Genomic DNA, 18,553 nt, shown 5'->3' with positions numbered 1-18,553 from the left:
GTTTTCCCCACAAAGCCCATACCCGTTGTACATTTGGCTTTTAGGCTACCGAGGTAGGTTATGAGCGACAACAAGACCTGGCAAGAATCGACGGTGGTGTACGGGACAGAAGACATTCTGACCAGTTTGTGCAATTCGGTGACCCGCGTGCTGACGGTGGCGACCCAGTCGGAGATCCATTACTCCGGCATGGTGCAGCGCATCAGCAAGACCTGCCTCAAGCCCGACATCGGGTGTTTCGTGCTGTTTGACGGTGGTTTTTCCGGCCTGGTGGTGCTCAATTTCTCCGGTGCCACGGCCATGGAACTTTACGAGAACTACATGGTCAATATGGGGATGCCCCGGAGCGAATTGGCGCTCTCGCACACCTCCGATGAGGTGAGCAACATCATGGGAGAACTCATGAATCAGATCGTGGGGGATTTCACCGGCAAGGTACGGCGTGAGTTGCAGACCAACATCACGCAGAACCAGCCCAAGATGCTGGTGCTGAACAAGCAGGTGGTGTTGAGCGTGGACACGCAGCTGGACAAGCCCGAATCACGCCGCGTGACCTTCTACACCGGCAAGAACAACATCTTCTATCTCGAATTGGCCATTGACCGTACCGAGTTCATCAAGCTCCACGATTTCGAAGCCAACGAGACCATTGACCCGGACGCACTGCTGGCGCAGGCCGCCGCAGGGCATGCCGCCGGCCCCGCCACCAGCACACCAGAGTCGAACACCGACCAAGACGAGCTACTGAAGTCCCTGGGCATGTAAACCAGCCTGGGGGTGAGGGAGAAGGGAATATGGACGATGCACCGCAGCCGAACAAGCCGCTAAGACCCGACCTCGCCGCCCTGGTCCAACGCCTGCTGGACCTGCGCGACGCGCTGGAAGAAACCGCCCTGGCTTTGAGCGATTACCGGTGCACGCTGGACTCCGAACAACGCCGCGCCGCGCAGCAACAGGTCTTGCAGCTCATCGAGCGGGCCAAGGCGCCGCATTACAGCCCGGGCGAGGGGCCATAGCCATCTGATGCGTGTGTTGTTCAGTGGACGGAGGGTAGGACGTGTGAATACATGTTGAAGTCGCCCGGTATGCCACGCACCATGCGGTAGTTGCGCAGCAGGCCCTCGTGCACAAACCCGCTTCGCAACAAGACTTTGGCTGAACGGATGTTGGACGCCAACGCCGTGGCCTGCACCCGCACGAGCCCCACATGTTCATGACCCCATGCAACGAATGCCTTGGTGAGGTGTGTTGCTATGCCCTTGCCCCAAATGGGGGGTGCCAAGTCATAGGCCAACTCGGCAGTTTGGTTCTGCGCCGATACGGTATGAAAACCGATAGTCCCCACCAGTTGCCCACTTACCCGGTCGGCGATGGCCAGGCGCAGGGCGGAGGACGGCGTAGCGGCCTCTGCCGACCACGCATAGGGCGCCAGATCGCTGGGGGAGGTTACGGCCCAGCTGGTGTGCTCGTAGACTACAGGCAATGACAGGTAGTTGAACCAATCGGCGAGGTCACTGGACGCGATGGGGCGCAGCACCACCAGCGGGTGGGTTGATTCGGGCAAGGATCTGAATTGCATGGTTTGCGTTTATGGCTTAAATGAAAATGACCGCTAGCCCCCGTGCATGCTATGCAGTGCGCTATAAAAAGTGTAGTAATGAGTGGGTGACTGAAATCTTGGCTGGTTGTGCAAGCGAACGTGGGCCATTCAACGCAGCCCCAGCCGCGTCAGCTTCTTGATCAGCCCCACGCGCGAGATGCCCAGGCGCCGTGCAGCCTCGGACTGGTTGCCGCCCACCGCCGTCATCGTGTCGCGCACCAGGCGTAGTTCTAGTTCCAGCAGCGCTGCGTCCAGCGGCCCGGCACCTTCGCCAGGAGACACGGTTTCGATGCGCGGCGCAGTGGCATCGGCCATGTCACCGCTGGCCAGGCGCAGCAGTTCCGCATCTACCTCGCGCTGGTCGGGTAGCAATAGTGCGCCAGCCGACTCCACCACGGCTTTGAGTTCGCGCACATTGCCGGGCCAGTCGCGTGCCGTCAACCAGGCCAGGGCGCCGGCCGACAGACCCGCACGCGGCGCTACGCGGTGCAAGAAGCGCGTGGCCAAGAGCGGAATGTCCGCAGGGCGCTCGGCAATCGCCGGTGTGCGTAACACCACGCCCTTGAGCCGGTAGAACAGATCCTCGCGAAACGTGCCCTCGCGCACCATGGCCTCCAAGTCGCGGTGCGTGGCGGCCACCACGCGGGTGTCGGCATGTTTTTGCACGCGGCCGCCCACCGGCACAAACGCGCCCTCCTGCAAAAAGCGCAGCAGCTTGACCTGCATCGGCGGTGGCATCTCGCCCACTTCGTCCAGAAACAGCGTGCCGCCATGCGCGGCCTCCACCAGGCCCGGCTGGTCGCGGTAGGCGCCAGTGAAGCTGCCCTTCATGTGGCCAAAGAGTTCGCTTTCCAGCAGCTCGGCCGACAGCGCGCCGCAGTGGATGGCGACAAACGGCCCGGCGTGGCGCGCGCTGCAGGCGTGCAGTGCGCGGGCGACCAGTTCCTTGCCGGTACCGGTAGGCCCCAGCACCAGCACGCTGACCGTGGTCTGCGCCACGCGGCGCACCAGCGCGCGCAGTTGCACGGTGGCGGGCGCCTGGCCCACCATGCCCAGATCGTCCACCGCCTGTTCGGCGCGCAAGGCGGTCAGCTCCGCGTCCAGCCGCGCCTTGCGCAGGCCGCGGGCAACGACAAAGCGCAGCATGTCGGGGTCAATCGGTTTGGTCAAAAAATCCCACGCACCCAGCTCGGTGGCACGCAGCGCCAGCGCATGGTCGCCATGGCCGGTCAGCACGACGACCGGCACGCGGGTGAAGCGCGGGATCAGCTCCAGGCCGATCTCGGGGTCCATGTGCGGCGGCATGGCCAGGTCCAGTAGCACCAGTTCGGGTTGTTGCTTGGCAAAGGCGGCCAGGGCCTGGTCACCATCACCGGCTACTGTGACGGTGTGGCCAATGCCACGCAGGAAATTGCCGCCCAGGCGCTGGAAGGCGGCTTCGTCGTCGACCAGCAAAACGTGGCCAGTTTCAGGGGTGGTTGCAGAGTCGTCTGTCATCGTGGTCATGGAGTTGTCCGCGGAAACCGCAGCGTGAAGCAGGTGCGCCAGGGCGCCCGTTCGGTCAGCGCCACCGAGCCGCCGTGCGCGGCCATGATGCGCGCCACGATGGCCAGGCCCAGGCCGGTGCCACCCGGGCTGCGTGAGGCAAAGGGTTCGAACAATCGGCTGCGGATTTCTTCCGGCACGCCGGGGCCGTTGTCGCAGATGTGCAGCAGCACGGCGCCCTCCACGGTCTCTGCGTCGATGTGCATGGGGCTATGCGTGGTGGATACTGCGCCGCCATCCGCTGTTGACGACGCGATGGCAATACGCGCGTTCTCGAACAGATTGGTCAGCACCTGCTCCACACGACGCGGGTCGGCGTCCAGCGGCAGGGGCTGGTCCAGCCCGGCGCCCAGGTCCACGTCGGGCAGGCGCAGCGCGGCGGCGCGCACCTGGGCGGCCAGGTCCATGCGTGTGGTGGCGAGCTTCCACGGCTTGGCGTAGTCCAGCAGGTCGTGGGTCAGGTTCGATATGCGGCCCACCTGGTCTGCCACCTCGCGCCGGGTGTCGCTGGGTGCCATGACCAGGGCCATGGAGATGATGTTCAGCGGGTTGCGGATGTCATGTGCCACGGTGGCCGCCAGCGAACCCAGCTCGGCCAGCCGCGCCTGCAGCTGCCGTTCGCGCTCGCGGGCAGCGAACTGCTGGGCCTGGTCCACACGCGCCGCCGCTTCGGCGACGACGGTGCCAAACAACTCGGCCACATGGCGGGGGCCGGGTGGGGCCGCGTCCCAGCCTTGCAGTGTGGCGTTCCAGCCATCGGGCCTGGTGTTGGTGCATACCAGTTGCGGTGTGCTGGTGCCGGTGTTCGGTGGCTCGCCGATGTGGACTTCGACCTGTGTGCCGATGCGTGTACTCAGCAGCGCCGCGGCCTGCTCGCCCAGTGCCTGAGAGGTTTCTGCAGATTGCAATGCGGCGCGCCAGGCGCCCAAGTCGCTTATGGTCACCTCGCCACCGGGGTAGACCAGGCGTTCTGCAAAGCGCCGTACCGGGCCATTGAGCGCCAGCACGCTGGCCGCTACCGCCAGCCCGCCCAGCCAGCGTGATTCAAACGGCAGCAAGAGAGGCGTCACCACCACCACGACGGCACCCAGGGCCAGCAGCAGCGCCCAGACCAGCGCGCGGCGCGCCCAGGCATTGGCCACAAACACGCCATAGCGCAGGATGCCGTAGACCAGGATCAGCGAATACAGCGGCAGGCCCAAGAGTGGGAAGGGGTAGATGGGCAGGTCCATCACCGCAATGCCATAGCCCGTTAGGCAGACCATGCCCCACAGGCAGGACGCGGTGACGGCCGCCACCTGCCGAAACTTTTGCCGGTCCTGCGCACGGTGTGCTCGCATCAGCGCCGTCAGCAGTACGGTCACGCCGCCGATGCCCAGGATGATCCAGGCGATGCTGGCGGTCCAGCCTATGGTGCCGGCAATGGCGATCCAGCCCACGTCGCGGTGCTGCACGATGTGGCCCGGGTTCAGGGCCATGGCGGCCAGGCTGGACCCGGCCCCCAGCACATAGGCGGCCGGCAGGCCCCAGCGGCCAATATCCACACGGCAGAACACTGTGCAGAAGTGGAAGAACAGCACCGATGTGAACGGCGCGGTGGACAGCAACAGCATCATGGCCTGCTCGGTCTGTGGCCCAAACCAGTTGGGCAGCTCGTTGCCCAGCATCCACAGCGAAATGCCAAACAGGAAGGCCGCCAGCAGCCGCGCACCGGCCACGCGGTCGGCCCAGGCCAATAACACGGCGGCCAGCGCCAGGGTCTCCAGCAGGGCAAAGCCCAGGACGGCGTGGATCAGCATGGACGGACGCAGCGGCGGAGCGTGGGGGCGAGGTGAGGCATGGCGTGAGACCTGTTCCTGGAGTTGACGATGGGGCCGGCTGCGACTGTAAACCAAGTATGCAGCCTGGGAGGCAATTTTCAATGAAATCAAGGACTTGCGGGTGCTGAAGGGGCTGGCCCGGTTCTCGCAATACAGCTTGCATCCGCAACGTTCACGAGTCCTCAACCATGCCGTCTGCCCTTGTCCCTAGCCGCCTGTTCCGCGCCTTCACCCCAGCACCCGCCCGCCCCGCACTGGACTTGCCCACCCTGGTCGGCGCAGCCGGCTGGGCCCGCCTGCCCGCCACCGTGCAACACCGCTTTGGCGTGGCCCATGCGGATGCGACCTACGAAGGCCACATGGACCTGCGCTGCTCGTTCGTTGGCCACCTGTACGCTGCATGCGCCCGCCTACTGGGCGGCCCGCTGACCCACCTGAATACCAACGCCGTGCCAACCACGGTGCGCGTCAGCGACAACGGCCAAGGCGGTGTCGTCTGGGAGCGCCGCTTCCACACCGGCGCGGCAGGCCAGGACCGTACCGTGTGCTCGACTAAGGAGGTTGGTGCCGATGGCGGCCTGCTGGAACGCACCGTCGGTGGCCTGAGCATGTCGCTGGACGTGTTTGAAGAAGCCGGTGCGTTGGTCTTCCAAAGCAGCAGCTTCTGGTTGGTCTGGGGCCGCCTGCGCCTGCCAGTGCCTGCGCTGCTGACCCCCGGTGTGTGCCGCGTCGTCCACACCGATCTTGGCGCTGGCCTGTTCCGCTTCACGCTGTCCATGGTGCACCCGCTGTGGGGCGAAACCTTCCACCAAACCGGCGTGTTTGCCGACCCCACCGTCTGATCCTGTTTTGATTTTTCTGAGAGCGAGGCCACCACCATGAACACCATCTTTTTTCTGCTGTCCGTCCAGGCCGTCATGGGCGCCTTTGACAACCTGTGGCACCACGAGCTGGAGGCCAAGCTGCCGCAGCGCATATCGGCCCGCTACGAACTGGCGCTGCATGCCGCGCGCGAGGCCATTTATGGCATCGTCTTCATCGGCCTGGCTTGGTTTGAATGGCGTGGCGCCTTTGCCATCGTGCTGGCCGCGATGCTGTTGACCGAAGTGGGCATCACCTTGGCGGATTTTCTGGAGGAGGACCGCACGCGCAAACTGCCCGCCTTTGAACGTCTGCTCCACACGGTGCTGACCATCAGCTACGGCCTGTTCCTGGGTGTCTTCGCCCCGGTGCTGTGGGGCTGGGCGCAACAAGATACCGCCATGGTTCTGACGCCGCACGGCTGGATCTCGTGGCTGTGCACGATCTACGGTGTAGGCGTGCTGGCCTGGAGCGTGCGCAATGTGCTGGCCGTGCGGCAGCTGAACCGTATCGCGCAACAGCTGCCTCCCGCGCTGCCCTTGGCCCATGGCCACCGCATCGCCCCCGCGGTGCTGGTGACCGGTGCCACCGGTTTTGTCGGCAGCGCGTTGGTGGCCGATCTGTTGCGCGACGGCCAGCGCGTCATCGTGTTGTCACGTGACCTGCTGCAGGCTCGCGCCACATTCGGGCCGGGCGTGTGGGTGGTCGATCGCCTGGATGCGATTCCCAGCGAAACCCGCATCGACGCTGTCGTCAACCTAGCCGGCGCACGCGTGCTGGGCATGCCGTGGACGGCCGCGCGCCGGCGCACTTTGCTGGACAGCCGCGTGGGCGTTACGGCCGCCGTGGTCGACCTGATGCGCCGCCTGCAGCAACCTCCCCGTGTGCTGGTCAGCGCGTCGGCCGTCGGTTTCTACGGCGCGTCACCCAACGCCTCCTTCGAACCGCTGGACGAAAGTGCCGGCCCGCGTCCTGGCGAGTTCCAGTCCGATCTGTGCGCCGCCATTGAACACGAGGCCCGCCGTGCCGAGGGCCTGGGTGTGCGCGTGGTGCGTATGCGTTTTGGCGTGGTGCTGGGCCGGGGCGACGGTGCCTACCCCATGCTGGCCTTCAGTGCCCGTCTGGGTCTGGGTGCGGTGCTGGGCAGTGGCCGCCAGGCTGCGCCGTGGATACACATTGATGATGCGGTCGGCTTGGTGCGCTTCGCGTTGGCACAAGACAGCCTGCGCGGGGCCGTCAACGCCGTCGCACCGCACACCCTGCCGCAGGCGCGATTTGCGAAGGCTCTGGCCGCGTCCTTTGGCCGCCGGGTGTGGATACGTGTGCCCGATGCGCCTATGCGTGCGCTCCTGGGTGAGATGTCTACGCTGCTGCTAGATGGGCAGAACGCCAGGCCGCGGGCGGCTGTGGCGGCGGGGTATCGGTTTGTATATCCCCAGTTGCAGGGCGCGCTGGGGGCCTTGGCCCGCCACCATTCGCAGCGCGTGGCTAGCGGGTCGCCACGATCAGAGCTGGGTGGCGCGAACGGCCAGGCGGGCTCACGGTAGTGCAGGCTTCCAGGCCTTGCCTGACAACCAGTTCAGAACTTCTTTGCCGACTGCCTTTTCATTTCCTGCAAACCAATGGCCGCCGCCCGGGCCACACAGCGGGCCGCCGTCAACCGTGGTGCCACCACGGACGGTGATCATCGGCAGGCGTTTGGACACATCGGCCGTCGCAGCCATCGGTGCGATCGGGCAGGCGTCATCGGCATGGTGGACGAGGAGGATGGGAACCTTCAGCGCAGGCAAATCGATCTTTGAAAGACCCGGTCCGCCGGACGATACGTGTTCGCTGGCCTGACCGGGTTGGTACAGTCCTGACAGCAGCACGATGGCGCTGATCTGGTCGGAAATCTTGGCTGCGATGTGGCCCACCGAGACCGTACCCCGGCTGTGGCCCATCAGCACAAGCCGGGCTTTGGGAAAGCGGGTCTGGAGTTCACGCACAACGGCTTGCATGTCGGTGGCATGTTGGGCAGACATGCGGAAGTCTTGCGTCATGTCTTCCTGGTCAGACGGCGCGTCTACCACCGCCACGGCAAACTGCCCTTGCAGAAGCGCGTCTCGTTGGCGCGAGAAGAGGTGCGGTCTTTGGGCTTGCGCGTGCCCATCCTTCAGCGTCAGTCCTATGTTTCCCGGGCCGCCGGGGATGAGCAGGATGACGGTCTCCGGGCTGGGGCCATGCGGCTCCCACAGCAACACCGATTGGCTTACGCCGGGTCGCGTCTTGAGTGTGATGTGCTCGTCGGCACTGGCGGTGGACGCAAACCACAACAGCGAGGCTGCCATGGCCAAGCCCATTCGCAGTGGGCGAGAGAGGAACGGCGATCTACCAGAGAGAAGTTTCATGGGGATTCAAGTCGAGCCTGTAGGGCGTTGGAAATTTCACCCGACATCGCGGCGGGCTTCAATTGATTCTAGGGGTCGAAGAGCCAAAACCTGCGAAAATCCCTCCATGAATGCGCTCAACACCACCGAATACGCCCACGGCTTGGGCTCTCAGGCAAAAGTAGCATCAGCCCTCATGGCGCGTGCGCAAGCAGCTACTAAAAACATAGCACTTCGCAAATTGGCCGCTTTGCTGCGGGAGAACACCGCCGCGCTGCAGGTGGACAACGCCAAGGATATTGAACGGGCCATCGCCAACGGCCTCTCGGCCCCCATGGTGGACCGGCTCAAGCTGACGCCCAAGGTGCTGGAGACCTGCGCCCAGGGTTGCGAGCAGTTGGCGTCCATGGCCGATGTGATCGGTGAAATCATCGGCATGAAGCAGCAGCCCAGCGGCATCCGCGTGGGCCAGATGCGCGTGCCGATTGGCGTGTTCGGCATGATTTTCGAGAGCCGCCCGAATGTGACCATCGAGGCCGCCAGCCTGTCCATCAAGAGTGGCAACGCCTGCATCCTGCGCGGCGGCTCCGAGGCGATCGAATCCAACAAGGCGTTGGCCAAGCTGGTGCAGCAGGCGCTGGTGGAAAGCGGTTTGCCGGCCGACGCCGTGCAACTGGTGCAGACCACGGACCGCGAGGTCGTGGGCCAGTTGATTGCCATGCCGCAGTATGTGGACGTCATCATCCCGCGTGGCGGCAAGGGCCTGATCGAGCGCATCAGCCGTGACGCCAAGGTGCCGGTCATCAAGCACCTGGACGGCAATTGCCATGTGTATGTGGACGATCCGTGTGACATAGCCATGGCAGTCAAGGTGGTGGACAACGCCAAGACCAACAAGTACAGCCCCTGCAATGCGGCCGAGGGCCTGCTGGTGGCTGCGGGTGTCGCGGAAAAGTTCTTGCCACTGATTGGCAAAGTCTTTGCGGATAAGGGTGTAGAGATGCGCTGTGATCCACGCACCTATGGCATCCTGAGTAGCTACGGTGGCATTAACTCCGAGGGAAACCTGGTTGAGGCCACCGAATCCGACTGGTCCGAAGAGTACCTGGCCCCCATCATCAGCATCAAGATTGTGGACGGCTTGGACGAGGCCATCGCCCACATCAACCAGTACAGCAGCCACCATACCGACGCCATCCTGACCACCAACCACCTGCACGCCCAGCGTTTCTTGCGTGAGGTGGATTCGGCCAGCGTCATGGTCAACACCAGCACGCGCTTTGCCGATGGTTTCGAGTTTGGTTTGGGGGCCGAAATCGGCATCAGCACCGACAAATTCCATGCCCGCGGCCCGGTGGGTATTGAAGGCCTGACCTCGCTGAAGTACGTGGTCTTGGGCGACGGCGAAGTGCGGTCATGAAATCCTGGCGCATCGCCTTGGCAGCCGCCTGTGCGGCACTGCTGAGTGCATGCGCCGGTCTGCCGAATCACCCGGATCTGCCGCCCACCACGGCCATTGCCGTGGCCGAGGCCGCGCAAACGCCGCTGGGCGTGATCGCCCAGGCGTCGTTGCCGCCCGACGGGCCTGCGTCCGATTCGGGCTTCCATCTGTTGCCCGTAGGGCCTTCGGCATTGGACGCGCGCCTGGCCTTGCTGGAGCGGGCCGAGAAGACCATCGATGCCCAGTACTACTTGGTGCAAAAAGACGGCGCCGGCCTGGCCTTTTTGCATGCACTGCGTGCGGCGGCCCAGCGCGGTGTGCGGGTGCGTTTGCTGGTCGATGACCTGTTCACTGTCGAATCCGACATCGTGCTGCGGGCCATGGCCAGCCTGCCCAATGTCGACGTGCGGCTGTTCAACCCCTTTGTGAACGGACGCTTCAGCAACCTGGGCCGCTTCCTGGGTGCCGTGGGGGACCTGGACCGCGTCAACCACCGCATGCACAACAAGCTGCTGGTCGTGGACAACGCGCTGGCCATCTCGGGCGGGCGCAATATTGCCGACGAGTACTTCAACCACAATGCCGATAGCAACTTCATCGACATGGACGTGCTCAGTGCCGGGCAAGTGGTGCCGCAGCTCTCCAAGGCCTTTGATCTGTACTGGAACAGTGCCCAGGTCTTTCCGCTGGAGAGCATTGCCGGTCCGGCTACGCCTGAAGCCGTGGCCGGTGGAATGGCTCTGCTGGACAGCAAGTTTGCGCTGCAGCGCGCCGATTTGGTGGGGCACTATGGAGATTTTGGTGCCATGCTGGAACCGGCCCTGGCGCACGGCAAGTTGCCCCTGGTGGCGGGCCACGCCCGTGTGCTGGCCGACCAGCCGGACAAGGTGTACAAGCACATCGCGTCGGTAGCCGACCTGTTGGACACCGTCAACAAGGGCGTGCTGGAGGTGCTGGAGTCGGCCCAGCACGAGGTCATCATGCTGTCGCCCTACTTCGTGCCGCAGCGGCACCACCTGGACAATATGCGCAAGAGGATCGAGGCGCACGTGCGGGTGGTCGTCATCACCAACTCCATAGGCTCAACCGACGAACCCCTGGTCTATGCCGCCTATGCCAAGCGGCGCAAGGCCATGCTGCAAAGCGGGGTGGAACTGTACGAGATCAACCCGGACGACCCGGTCAAATTCAAGACCCTTGGCGACTTTCGCTCGGCCAGGGGGGGCTTGCACGCCAAGGTCGCCTTGATGGACCAGCAGCGGGTGTTCATCGGTTCGATGAACCTGGATGCACGTTCGGCAGTGGCCAATACCGAGCTGGGCATGATCATCGACAGCCCCGAGTTGACCAACGACATCCGGCGCATGATCCGTGAGGCCAATGTGTCCTACCGCCTGCGGCTGGGGCCGACCGGCGAGATCGAATGGGTGGAATTGGACAACGGGCGCGAGATTGTGCACACCACGGAGCCCAATTTGGGTTTCTGGGCGCGACTCAAACTTTTTTTCTTATCACCTTTGGTATCCGAACGTTTGTTGTAGGCTCTTGAATAGGGAAAACCCGCCCATAAATCCTAGAATCTCTTCTGTTGCCACCGCCCCCATTTCATAAAGGCCCGCATGGTTCCCCATCTCGTTACCGCTTTGACCGGCCCTATCAATGAACTGGAGCAACGCATTCTGGATTCCATGCCAGCCATCGAGCGCTGGTTCCGCCTGGAGTGGATGGAGCACACGCCCCCCTTCTATACCTCGGTCGATGTGCGCAATGCCGGTTTCAAACTGGCGCCGGTAGATACCAACCTTTTCCCCAATGGCTGGAACATCCTGACCCAGCCCATGCTGCCGCTGGCCGTGCAGGCCGCTCAGGCCGCCATCGAGAAGATCTGCCCCGAGGCACGCAACCTGCTGGTCGTGTCCGAGAATCACACCGACAACATCTTCTACCTGACCAACCTGGCGCAGTTGCGCCGCGTGTTCCAGATGGCCGGGCTCAATGTACGTGTGGGTTCCATCAGCCCGGATGTGAAAAAGCCGCTGACCATCGACCTGCCGCATGGCGAAAGCATCACGCTGGAGCCCGTGGTGCGCAACAAGGGGCGCATGGGCGTCAAAGATTTTGACCCCTGCACCATCCTGCTGAACAATGATCTGCGCGCCGGGGTGCCCGGCATCCTGGAAGACCTGCACCAGCAATACCTGTTGCCCCCGCTGCATGCCGGCTGGAGCAACCGGCGCAAGAGCGCCCATGCCAAGGCTTTTGAAGAAGTCTCCAAACGCTTTGGCAAACTGATCGGCGTGGACCACTGGTTGATCAACCCCATGTTTGACCGATGTGCCCAGGTCGACTTCTCCAGCGAGGTCGGTGTGCAGGAGCTGACCGCCAAGACCGAGGCCTTGCTGTCGCGCATCCGCAAGAAACACAAGGAATACGGGATCAAGGAAAAACCCTTTGTCGTGCTCAAGCCCGACAACGGCGACCCGCGCATGGCCATCCTGACGGTGCGCGACACCAAGGACCTGGAAGCCCTGCGCAGCCAGGCCCTGTGCCAAGCCCTGCCCAAGGGCGCCACCCCGCCCGTGTTTGACGTGCTGCTGCAAGAAGGCGTGCTGACCTGTGAGCGGGTCAACACCTCGGTGGCTGAACCGGTGGTCTACATGATGGATCGCTACGTGGTAGGCGGCTTTTACCGCGTGCACCCGCAGCGCAAGGCCGACGAGAACCTTAACGCACCGGGCTCCAGCTTTGTGCCACTGGCTTTTGCCGAGAGTACGCACTTACCCCAACCGGGTATCAAGCCGGGTGCCAGCGCGCCCAACCGCTTCTATATGTATGGCGTCATCGGACGCCTGGCCATGCTGGCCGCCAGCTACGAGATGGAAGCCACCGACCCGCAGGCCGAGCATTACGACTGATCGCGCGTTAGCGCCAGCCCCTCAGTTGCTGCGCTGCAACATGTTTGCAATTTCGTTTGAAATGATTCCATAGGGACTTGCAAGCCAAGGCGGCTGGCGCAAAATGGCGGTCCCCAATGGAATGGAACCCGCGCCAAACAGAAGCCGGGTGAATGTGTGTCGTCAGCATCCAAATCGTCTCTCGCGGCGCTTACCCTCGGCGCCATTGGCGTTGTATACGGTGATATCGGAACCAGTGTTCTGTATGCAGTCAAAGAGGTTTTTGGCTCCGGCCATGTTCCCTTCACCCCGGCGAATGTGCACGGCATCCTGTCCATCTTTTTCTGGACGCTGACGGTCATTGTTTCCATCAAATACGTGGCCCTGGTGCTGCGAGCCGACAACCACGGCGAGGGCGGTTTGGTGGCCATGCTGGCCCTGGCGTCCCAATCGGTCAAAGATAAGCCCCAACTGCGCCGCGTGCTGCTGCTGGTCGGCATTTTCGGCACCTGCTTGTTTTACGGTGACGGCGTCATCACGCCGGCCATCTCGGTGTTGTCGGCAGTGGAAGGCATGGAGGTCATCTCGCCGGCCCTGCACCGCTTCATCATCCCCATCACGCTGGTCATTCTGCTGTGTCTGTTCATGGTGCAAAAAAGCGGTACCAGCGGCATTGGCAAGTTGTTTGGCCCTATCACGCTGGTGTGGTTCGCCTGCATTGCCGTGCTGGGCCTGGTGCAGATTGCCGACCGGCCCAGCATCCTGCTGGCCATCAGCCCGCTCTATGCGCTGGAGTTCATCTGGAACCAGCCTGGCACTACTTTCATCATCCTGGGTGCCGTGGTGCTGTGCGTGACCGGCGGTGAGGCGCTGTATGCCGACATGGGGCACTTTGGCAAACGGCCTATTCGCCTAGCCTGGTTTGCCGTCGTCATGCCGTGCTTGACGCTGAACTACTTTGGCCAGGGCGCACTGCTGTTGCAGCACCCGGAAGCCGTGAAGAATCCTTTCTTCCTGATGGCGCCGGACTGGGCGCTGGTGCCCTTGGTGTGCCTGGCCACGATGGCCACCGTGATCGCCTCGCAGGCGCTGATCTCTGGTGCGTTTTCGGTGACCAAGCAGGTCATACAGCTGGGCTATCTGCCGCGCTTGCAGGTCATGCACACCAGCGTCAAGGACACGGGCCAAATCTACCTGCCCTTTGTGAACTGGGGCTTGTTCGTGGCCATCGTGTTGGCGGTGGTGCTGTTCCGTTCGTCCAGCAATCTGGCTGCAGCCTACGGTATTGCCGTCTGCACCGACATGCTGATCACCACGGTGCTGACCTTCTTCGTTATCCGCTATGGCTGGGGCTACCCCCTGGCACTGTGCATTGCGGCTACCGGTTTCTTCTTCGTCGTGGACTTTGCGTTCTGGGCTTCCAATCTGCTCAAGCTGCTGGACGGTGGCTGGTTCCCGCTGCTGATTGGCGGAGCCATCTTCACGCTGATGCTGACCTGGAAGGATGGCCGGCGTCTGCTCAATGAAAAGCTGCGCGCCGATGCCATCGATCTGTCCAGCTTTCTGGAGGCGGTGTTTGTCAGCCCGCCCGCGCGCGTGGAAGGCACTGCGGTATTCCTGACGGCCGACGTGGGCACCGTGCCGAACGCGCTGCTGCACAACCTCAAGCACAACAAGGTGCTGCACGCCAACAACCTGTTCGTCACGGTGCGCAACCACGAGGTGCCATGGATTGGCTTGAGCAAGCGGCTGGAGATTGATTCGCTGGGACACGACTGCTGGCAGGTGGTCATCCACTACGGCTTCAAGAACGACCCCGACGTACCCAAGGCCCTGCAGCAGATCAAGGGCCGTGGCTGTGAGATGAACAGCATGACGACCAGCTACTTCCTGTCGCGCGACACCGTGGTGCCTACCATCGGCAAGGGCATGGCGCAGTGGCGCGAGAAGCTGTTTGCGCAGATGCACCACAACGCCAGCGGCGCCGCGGACTTCTTGAATTTGCCGAATAACGCGGTCGTGGAGCTGGGTTCTAAAATCGAAATCTGAGACCTTGTGGGACAGACCGGAGCAACGCGACGCTCTGTCCCCAACCGCTTAGATTGTCATGACCGAACTTCCCGCCCTGCAAACCCCGCGCTGCCATCTGGCGCTACTGCAACCCGACCACACCGACCTGCTACTGGCCTACCGCCAGCGCAACGTTGCCCACCTGAGCCCGTGGGAACCCACACCCAACCCGGCTGATGGCACGCTGGCCGATGCCTGCCAGCGCGCAACCGCCCGGTCTGCACAGGCCTTTGCCGATGGCTTGGCCGTGCATTTCATCGCCACCGATCCGCAATCCGGAGACATGCTGGCGGCCTGCAACTTCACCAACGTTGTGCGCGGCATCTTCCAGGCCTGCCATCTGGGCTACTCGGTGGACCACGCCTGGCAGGGCAAGGGGCTGGCGCAAGAGGTGGTGCGGGCCGGCATTGCCTATATGTTTGACACCCAGGGCCTGCACCGCGTCATGGCCAACCACATGCCGGCGAATGTGCGCAGCGAGAAGCTGCTGCGCACATTGAGCTTCGAGCGCGAGGGCTATGCCAAGGCCTATCTGAAAATCGCCGGGCGTTGGGAGGACCACGTGCTCAACGCGCTGGTGAACCCCCAACAACCGGCCTGATGCGCTAGGGCGGCGTATCTTCGGCCGCCAAACGGCGCTCTTCCAGAACGCGAAGCCCCCATGCGTGGGCCCACTCCGTCAATGGCATCAGGGATTGGCACAGCGTCTTGCCGTCCACGGTCAGGCGGTAGCCGCCGTCCGCGTGCTCCACCAAGCCAAGCTCCCGCAACTCGCCCAAGCGCATATTGAGCAGGCGCGTGTTGGTCTCGCAGGCTTCCTGCAAGGCGCGGAACGTCAGCGCGTCGGACCGCAGCTCCCACAGAATCCGCAGTGTGGTTCTGCGCCCGAGCAGGTCCAGCACGACCATCAGCGGCCGGCCGGTCTTGGAGCCGCGGACGGGCTGTCCGATTTTTGCAGTTGTCACGTGTGTGCTTTACTTTATACAGCGCCGTCTTTAGGCTGTGGTTCAGGTCCAGGGCATTGCGCGGCGGTGCATTGGGCCGCACTCCAACCCCATTTCAGAGAGGAATGATATGACTGCACGCATGGCCCCCGCCCAACCGCCATTGGACGCCGAAATCGCAGAGCGCATCGACCAGGTCATGAAGGGGCGGCCACCGCTGCGCCTGTTCACCACGCTGGCGCGTGATCCCCGCCTGTTCAACAAATTCTTTGCCGGCAGTCTCTTGGACCGCGGCAACCTGAGCCTGCGCCAGCGGGAGATCGTCATCGACCGAACCACAGCACGCTGCCGGTCGGAGTACGAATGGGGCGTCCACATCGCCGGGTTTGCGCAGCATGTCGGGCTGACCGCCGAGCAAGTCCGCTCCACGGTGCTGGGCTCCGCGGATGACGCCTGCTGGTCCGATGAAGACAGGCTGCTGATACGGCTGTGCGACGCGCTGCACGACCAGTGCGACGTGGACGATGCGCTGTGGAGCAGCCTGCAGGCCGTTTTTTCGGAAAACGCGCTGATCGAACTCTTGATGCTGGCCGGCTTCTACCGCACCGTCAGCTACCTGACCAATGCCCTGCGCATGCCGCCTGAAGACATGGGGGTGCGCTTCCCAACCCGCTGACGCGTAGGTCTTAAGGGCCGCTGTCACAATGGCCCGCATGCAATTTTTCAAAGACTTGAGCCTCTCTGCATTCACGGCCGGTTTCGTGGCCGTGCTGGTGGGTTTCACCAGTTCGGTGGCCATCGTGTTCCAGGCCGCGCAGGCTTTCCATGCCACGCCCGAGATGACGGCCTCTTGGATGTGGGCGCTGGGTATTGGCATGGGGCTGTGCTCTTTGGTGCCCTCGCTGTGGTTGAAGAAACCCATCATGGTGGCTTGGAGCACGCCGGGTGCGGCGGTGCTGGCCAGCGCGGGTGTCTTGGGCGGCTTCTCCATGGCCGAGGCGGTTGGCGCCTTCATGTTGAGTGCCGTGTTGATCACATTGGCCGGCGCGACGGGTTTGTTTGAGCGCGTCATGAACCGCATCCCGCTGGCGCTGGCCTCGGCGCTGCTGGCCGGTGTGCTGGCGCGCTTTGGCCTGTCGGGCTTTACCGCGGCCCAGACGGCCCTGCCCTTGGTCGTGGTCATGCTGCTGGCCTACTTGGTCGGCAAGCGCTTCTGGCCGCGCTATGCGGTGCCGGCTACCTTGCTGGTTGCTATTATTTTCGTAGCTACTCATGCAGGTTTCACGAGGGCTGACATCGTATTTGGCTTGACCCCTCCGGTCTGGGTGACGCCCAGCTTCAGCTTTGCGGCCTTTGTCAGCCTGGCGCTGCCGCTGTTCATCGTGACCATGGCTTCGCAGAATCTGCCGGGCGTGGCTGCCATACAAGCCAGCGGCTTTGGTGACCAGCGCGCCACGGGCGGCGATGCCGGCATTCCCATCTCCAAGGTCGTCACGCTGACCGGCCTGGCCACGTTCGTACTGGCGCCCTTTGGCGCCTTTGCGCTGAATCTGAGCGCCATCACCGCCGCCATCTGCATGGGTCCCGAAGCCCATGCTGAGCCACAGCGGCGCTACACGGCTGCTGTGTCCTGCGGGGCTATCTATGTGGTCATTGGCTTGTTTGGCGCGGCCATCACCGGCGTGCTGACAGCCTTTCCCAAAGAGTTGGTCGCCGCCATTGCCGGGTTGGCGTTGTTGGGCACGATAGGCGGGGCGCTGGCCTCGGCGCTGCGTGAAGAGACACACCGTGAGGCGGCCATCATCACCTTCCTGGTCACGCTCAGCGGCGTGGTGGTGGCAGGCGTGGGCTCGGCCTTCTGGGGCGTGGTGGCGGGTGCGCTGGCCCTGCTGGTGCAGCACGCCGGGCGCCGCAGCCTATCACCTTAGCAACAAACCCCGGGTGCTAGGCTGCTACGGCGTGTTTGTCCCCACCCAACACGGGTTGGTGCGCTGGCGGTAGAGTCAGGGAGTTTTCATTTTTCTTCACCCACTGGCCGGTAGCACCTTATGGAAATCCTTTTTGTCAGCGATCCCCTGGAGTCTTTCAAGATCTACAAAGACACCACGTTCTCGATGATGCGCGAGGCCCAGCGCCGCGGCCACCGCATCCTGGCCTGCGAACCGCAGCAGTTGCGATGGGAGCGTGGCGGCGTAGTGCAAGCCCAGGTGCGCGCCATCACGCTGACCGGCGACAAGACGGCGTGGTTCACGGAGACGGCCTCATCCGTGCGGGCCATCAAAGACTTTGGCGCCGTGGTCATGCGCAAGGACCCGCCCTTTGACAGCGAGTTCTTCTACGCCACCCACCTGCTGGAGCAGGCCGAACGCGAGGGGGCCAAGGTCTTCAACAAACCCCGCGCGCTGCGTGACCACCCCGAGAAGCTGGCGATTCTGGAGTTCCCGCAGTTCATAGGCCCCACGCTGGTGACGCGCGAGGCAGATGCCATCAAACGCTTCCACGCCGAACACAAGGACATCATCCTGAAACCGCTGGACGGCATGGGTGGCATGGGCATCTTCCGCGTGAAGGAAGACGGGCTCAACCTGGGCGGCATCATCGAGACCCTGAACAAGGATGGCGCCGAGACCGTGATGGTGCAGAAGTTCCTGCCTGCCATCAGCGAGGGTGACAAGCGCGTACTGGTCATAGGCGGCAAGCCCGTGCCCTTCTGTCTGGCGCGCATCCCCCAGGGCAGCGAGGTACGCGGCAACCTGGCTGTGGGCGGCAAGGGCGTGGCCCAGCCACTGAGCGATTCCGACCGCGCCATCGCCGAGGCTCTGGGACCGATACTGGCTGCGCGTGGCCTGCTGCTGGTGGGCCTGGATGTGATTGGAGACAGCCTGACCGAGATCAATGTGACCAGCCCAACCTGTTTTCAGGAAATCACCGACCAGACCGGTTTTGATGTGGCGGCAATGTTTGTGGATGCGTTGGAGGCGGCTGTCTAGGCTTGCGCCGTCGGCATAA

17 protein-coding genes are annotated in these 18,553 nt (G+C 63.4%); 12 read left to right on the top strand and 5 right to left on the bottom strand.

What is annotated here, in order from left to right:
- Window positions 1-60 precede the first annotated feature (60 nt).
- Both AC07OO_RS08725 and AC07OO_RS08720 read left to right on the top strand, forming a co-directional pair.
- The gene (locus AC07OO_RS08725; RefSeq protein WP_495081654.1) at window positions 61-765 is read left to right on the top strand and encodes a DUF3334 family protein; all 705 of its coding nucleotides are present in this window, start codon (window positions 61-63) and stop codon (window positions 763-765) included.
- Window positions 766-794: 29 nt separating this feature from the next.
- A complete protein-coding gene (locus AC07OO_RS08720; RefSeq protein ID WP_495081653.1) occupies window positions 795-1,016 on the top strand; it encodes a hypothetical protein in 222 nt (73 codons plus the stop codon).
- 20 nt (window positions 1,017-1,036) lie between these two features.
- On the opposite strand, the gene AC07OO_RS08715 is transcribed toward AC07OO_RS08720, so the two are convergent.
- The 3 genes from AC07OO_RS08715 to AC07OO_RS08705 form a co-directional block, all read right to left on the bottom strand.
- Window positions 1,037-1,579 carry a GNAT family N-acetyltransferase gene (locus tag AC07OO_RS08715; RefSeq protein ID WP_495081652.1) on the bottom strand — a complete coding sequence of 181 codons (543 nt, stop codon included), beginning with the start codon at window positions 1,577-1,579 and terminating at the stop codon, window positions 1,037-1,039.
- A 129-nt stretch (window positions 1,580-1,708) separates the two neighbouring features.
- Window positions 1,709-3,106 (bottom strand): sigma-54-dependent transcriptional regulator, encoded by a 1,398-nt coding sequence (locus AC07OO_RS08710; RefSeq protein WP_495081651.1) that lies wholly within the window; start codon window positions 3,104-3,106, stop codon window positions 1,709-1,711.
- Window positions 3,103-4,944: an ATP-binding protein gene (locus AC07OO_RS08705; RefSeq protein WP_495081650.1), complete on the bottom strand. Its 1,842-nt coding sequence runs from the start codon at window positions 4,942-4,944 to the stop codon at window positions 3,103-3,105. The genes AC07OO_RS08710 and AC07OO_RS08705 overlap by 4 nt, the downstream gene beginning before the upstream one ends.
- Before the next feature lie 209 nt (window positions 4,945-5,153).
- Between AC07OO_RS08705 and AC07OO_RS08700 the strand changes: the two genes are divergently transcribed.
- Both AC07OO_RS08700 and AC07OO_RS08695 read left to right on the top strand, forming a co-directional pair.
- Window positions 5,154-5,807 carry a DUF4166 domain-containing protein gene (locus AC07OO_RS08700; protein ID WP_495081649.1) on the top strand — a complete coding sequence of 218 codons (654 nt, stop codon included), beginning with the start codon at window positions 5,154-5,156 and terminating at the stop codon, window positions 5,805-5,807.
- A 36-nt stretch (window positions 5,808-5,843) separates the two neighbouring features.
- Window positions 5,844-7,373, top strand: a complete 1,530-nt coding sequence (locus AC07OO_RS08695) for a TIGR01777 family oxidoreductase (protein WP_495081648.1) — start codon at window positions 5,844-5,846, stop codon at window positions 7,371-7,373.
- Here the strand turns inward: AC07OO_RS08695 and AC07OO_RS08690 are convergent.
- Window positions 7,365-8,216, bottom strand: coding sequence for an alpha/beta hydrolase (locus AC07OO_RS08690; RefSeq protein WP_495081647.1), 852 nt, complete (start codon window positions 8,214-8,216; stop codon window positions 7,365-7,367). The two genes, AC07OO_RS08695 and AC07OO_RS08690, sit on opposite strands and share 9 nt — an antisense overlap.
- Before the next feature lie 106 nt (window positions 8,217-8,322).
- On the opposite strand from AC07OO_RS08690, the gene AC07OO_RS08685 reads away from it, so the two are divergent.
- The 5 genes from AC07OO_RS08685 to AC07OO_RS08665 all read left to right on the top strand — a co-directional run bounded on the left by AC07OO_RS08685 (window position 8,323) and on the right by AC07OO_RS08665 (window position 15,201).
- On the top strand, window positions 8,323-9,615 hold the full coding sequence (locus tag AC07OO_RS08685; protein ID WP_495081646.1) for a glutamate-5-semialdehyde dehydrogenase: 1,293 nt from the start codon (window positions 8,323-8,325) through the stop codon (window positions 9,613-9,615).
- Window positions 9,612-11,177 carry a phospholipase D family protein gene (locus AC07OO_RS08680; RefSeq protein WP_495081645.1) on the top strand — a complete coding sequence of 522 codons (1,566 nt, stop codon included), beginning with the start codon at window positions 9,612-9,614 and terminating at the stop codon, window positions 11,175-11,177. Before AC07OO_RS08685 ends, AC07OO_RS08680 begins: the two co-directional genes overlap by 4 nt.
- A 78-nt stretch (window positions 11,178-11,255) precedes the next feature.
- Window positions 11,256-12,551, top strand: a complete 1,296-nt coding sequence (gene gshA / locus AC07OO_RS08675; protein WP_495081644.1) for a glutamate--cysteine ligase — start codon at window positions 11,256-11,258, stop codon at window positions 12,549-12,551.
- Between the two features lie 156 nt (window positions 12,552-12,707).
- Window positions 12,708-14,579, top strand: coding sequence for a potassium transporter Kup (locus AC07OO_RS08670; protein ID WP_495081643.1), 1,872 nt, complete (start codon window positions 12,708-12,710; stop codon window positions 14,577-14,579).
- Between the two features lie 58 nt (window positions 14,580-14,637).
- Entirely contained in the window at window positions 14,638-15,201 is a 564-nt protein-coding gene (locus AC07OO_RS08665; RefSeq protein WP_495081642.1) for a GNAT family N-acetyltransferase, read from the top strand.
- A gap of 4 nt (window positions 15,202-15,205) precedes the next feature.
- On the opposite strand, the gene AC07OO_RS08660 is transcribed toward AC07OO_RS08665, so the two are convergent.
- Window positions 15,206-15,508, bottom strand: coding sequence for a winged helix-turn-helix transcriptional regulator (locus tag AC07OO_RS08660; RefSeq protein ID WP_495081795.1), 303 nt, complete (start codon window positions 15,506-15,508; stop codon window positions 15,206-15,208).
- A gap of 166 nt (window positions 15,509-15,674) precedes the next feature.
- Between AC07OO_RS08660 and AC07OO_RS08655 the strand changes: the two genes are divergently transcribed.
- From AC07OO_RS08655 to gshB, 3 genes are all read left to right on the top strand, one after another.
- A complete protein-coding gene (locus AC07OO_RS08655) occupies window positions 15,675-16,220 on the top strand; it encodes a carboxymuconolactone decarboxylase family protein (RefSeq protein WP_495081641.1) in 546 nt (181 codons plus the stop codon).
- Between the two features lie 37 nt (window positions 16,221-16,257).
- Window positions 16,258-17,472 (top strand): benzoate/H(+) symporter BenE family transporter, encoded by a 1,215-nt coding sequence (locus AC07OO_RS08650; protein WP_495081640.1) that lies wholly within the window; start codon window positions 16,258-16,260, stop codon window positions 17,470-17,472.
- A gap of 120 nt (window positions 17,473-17,592) precedes the next feature.
- A complete protein-coding gene (gene gshB, locus AC07OO_RS08645) occupies window positions 17,593-18,534 on the top strand; it encodes a glutathione synthase (RefSeq protein WP_495081639.1) in 942 nt (313 codons plus the stop codon).
- Window positions 18,535-18,553 lie beyond the last annotated feature (19 nt).

It is taken from the genome of Rhodoferax sp. GW821-FHT07G04, from assembly GCF_059418585.1.
Note: the sequence above shows the minus strand (reverse complement) of the source record. Positions and strands in the feature narration are given on the sequence as shown.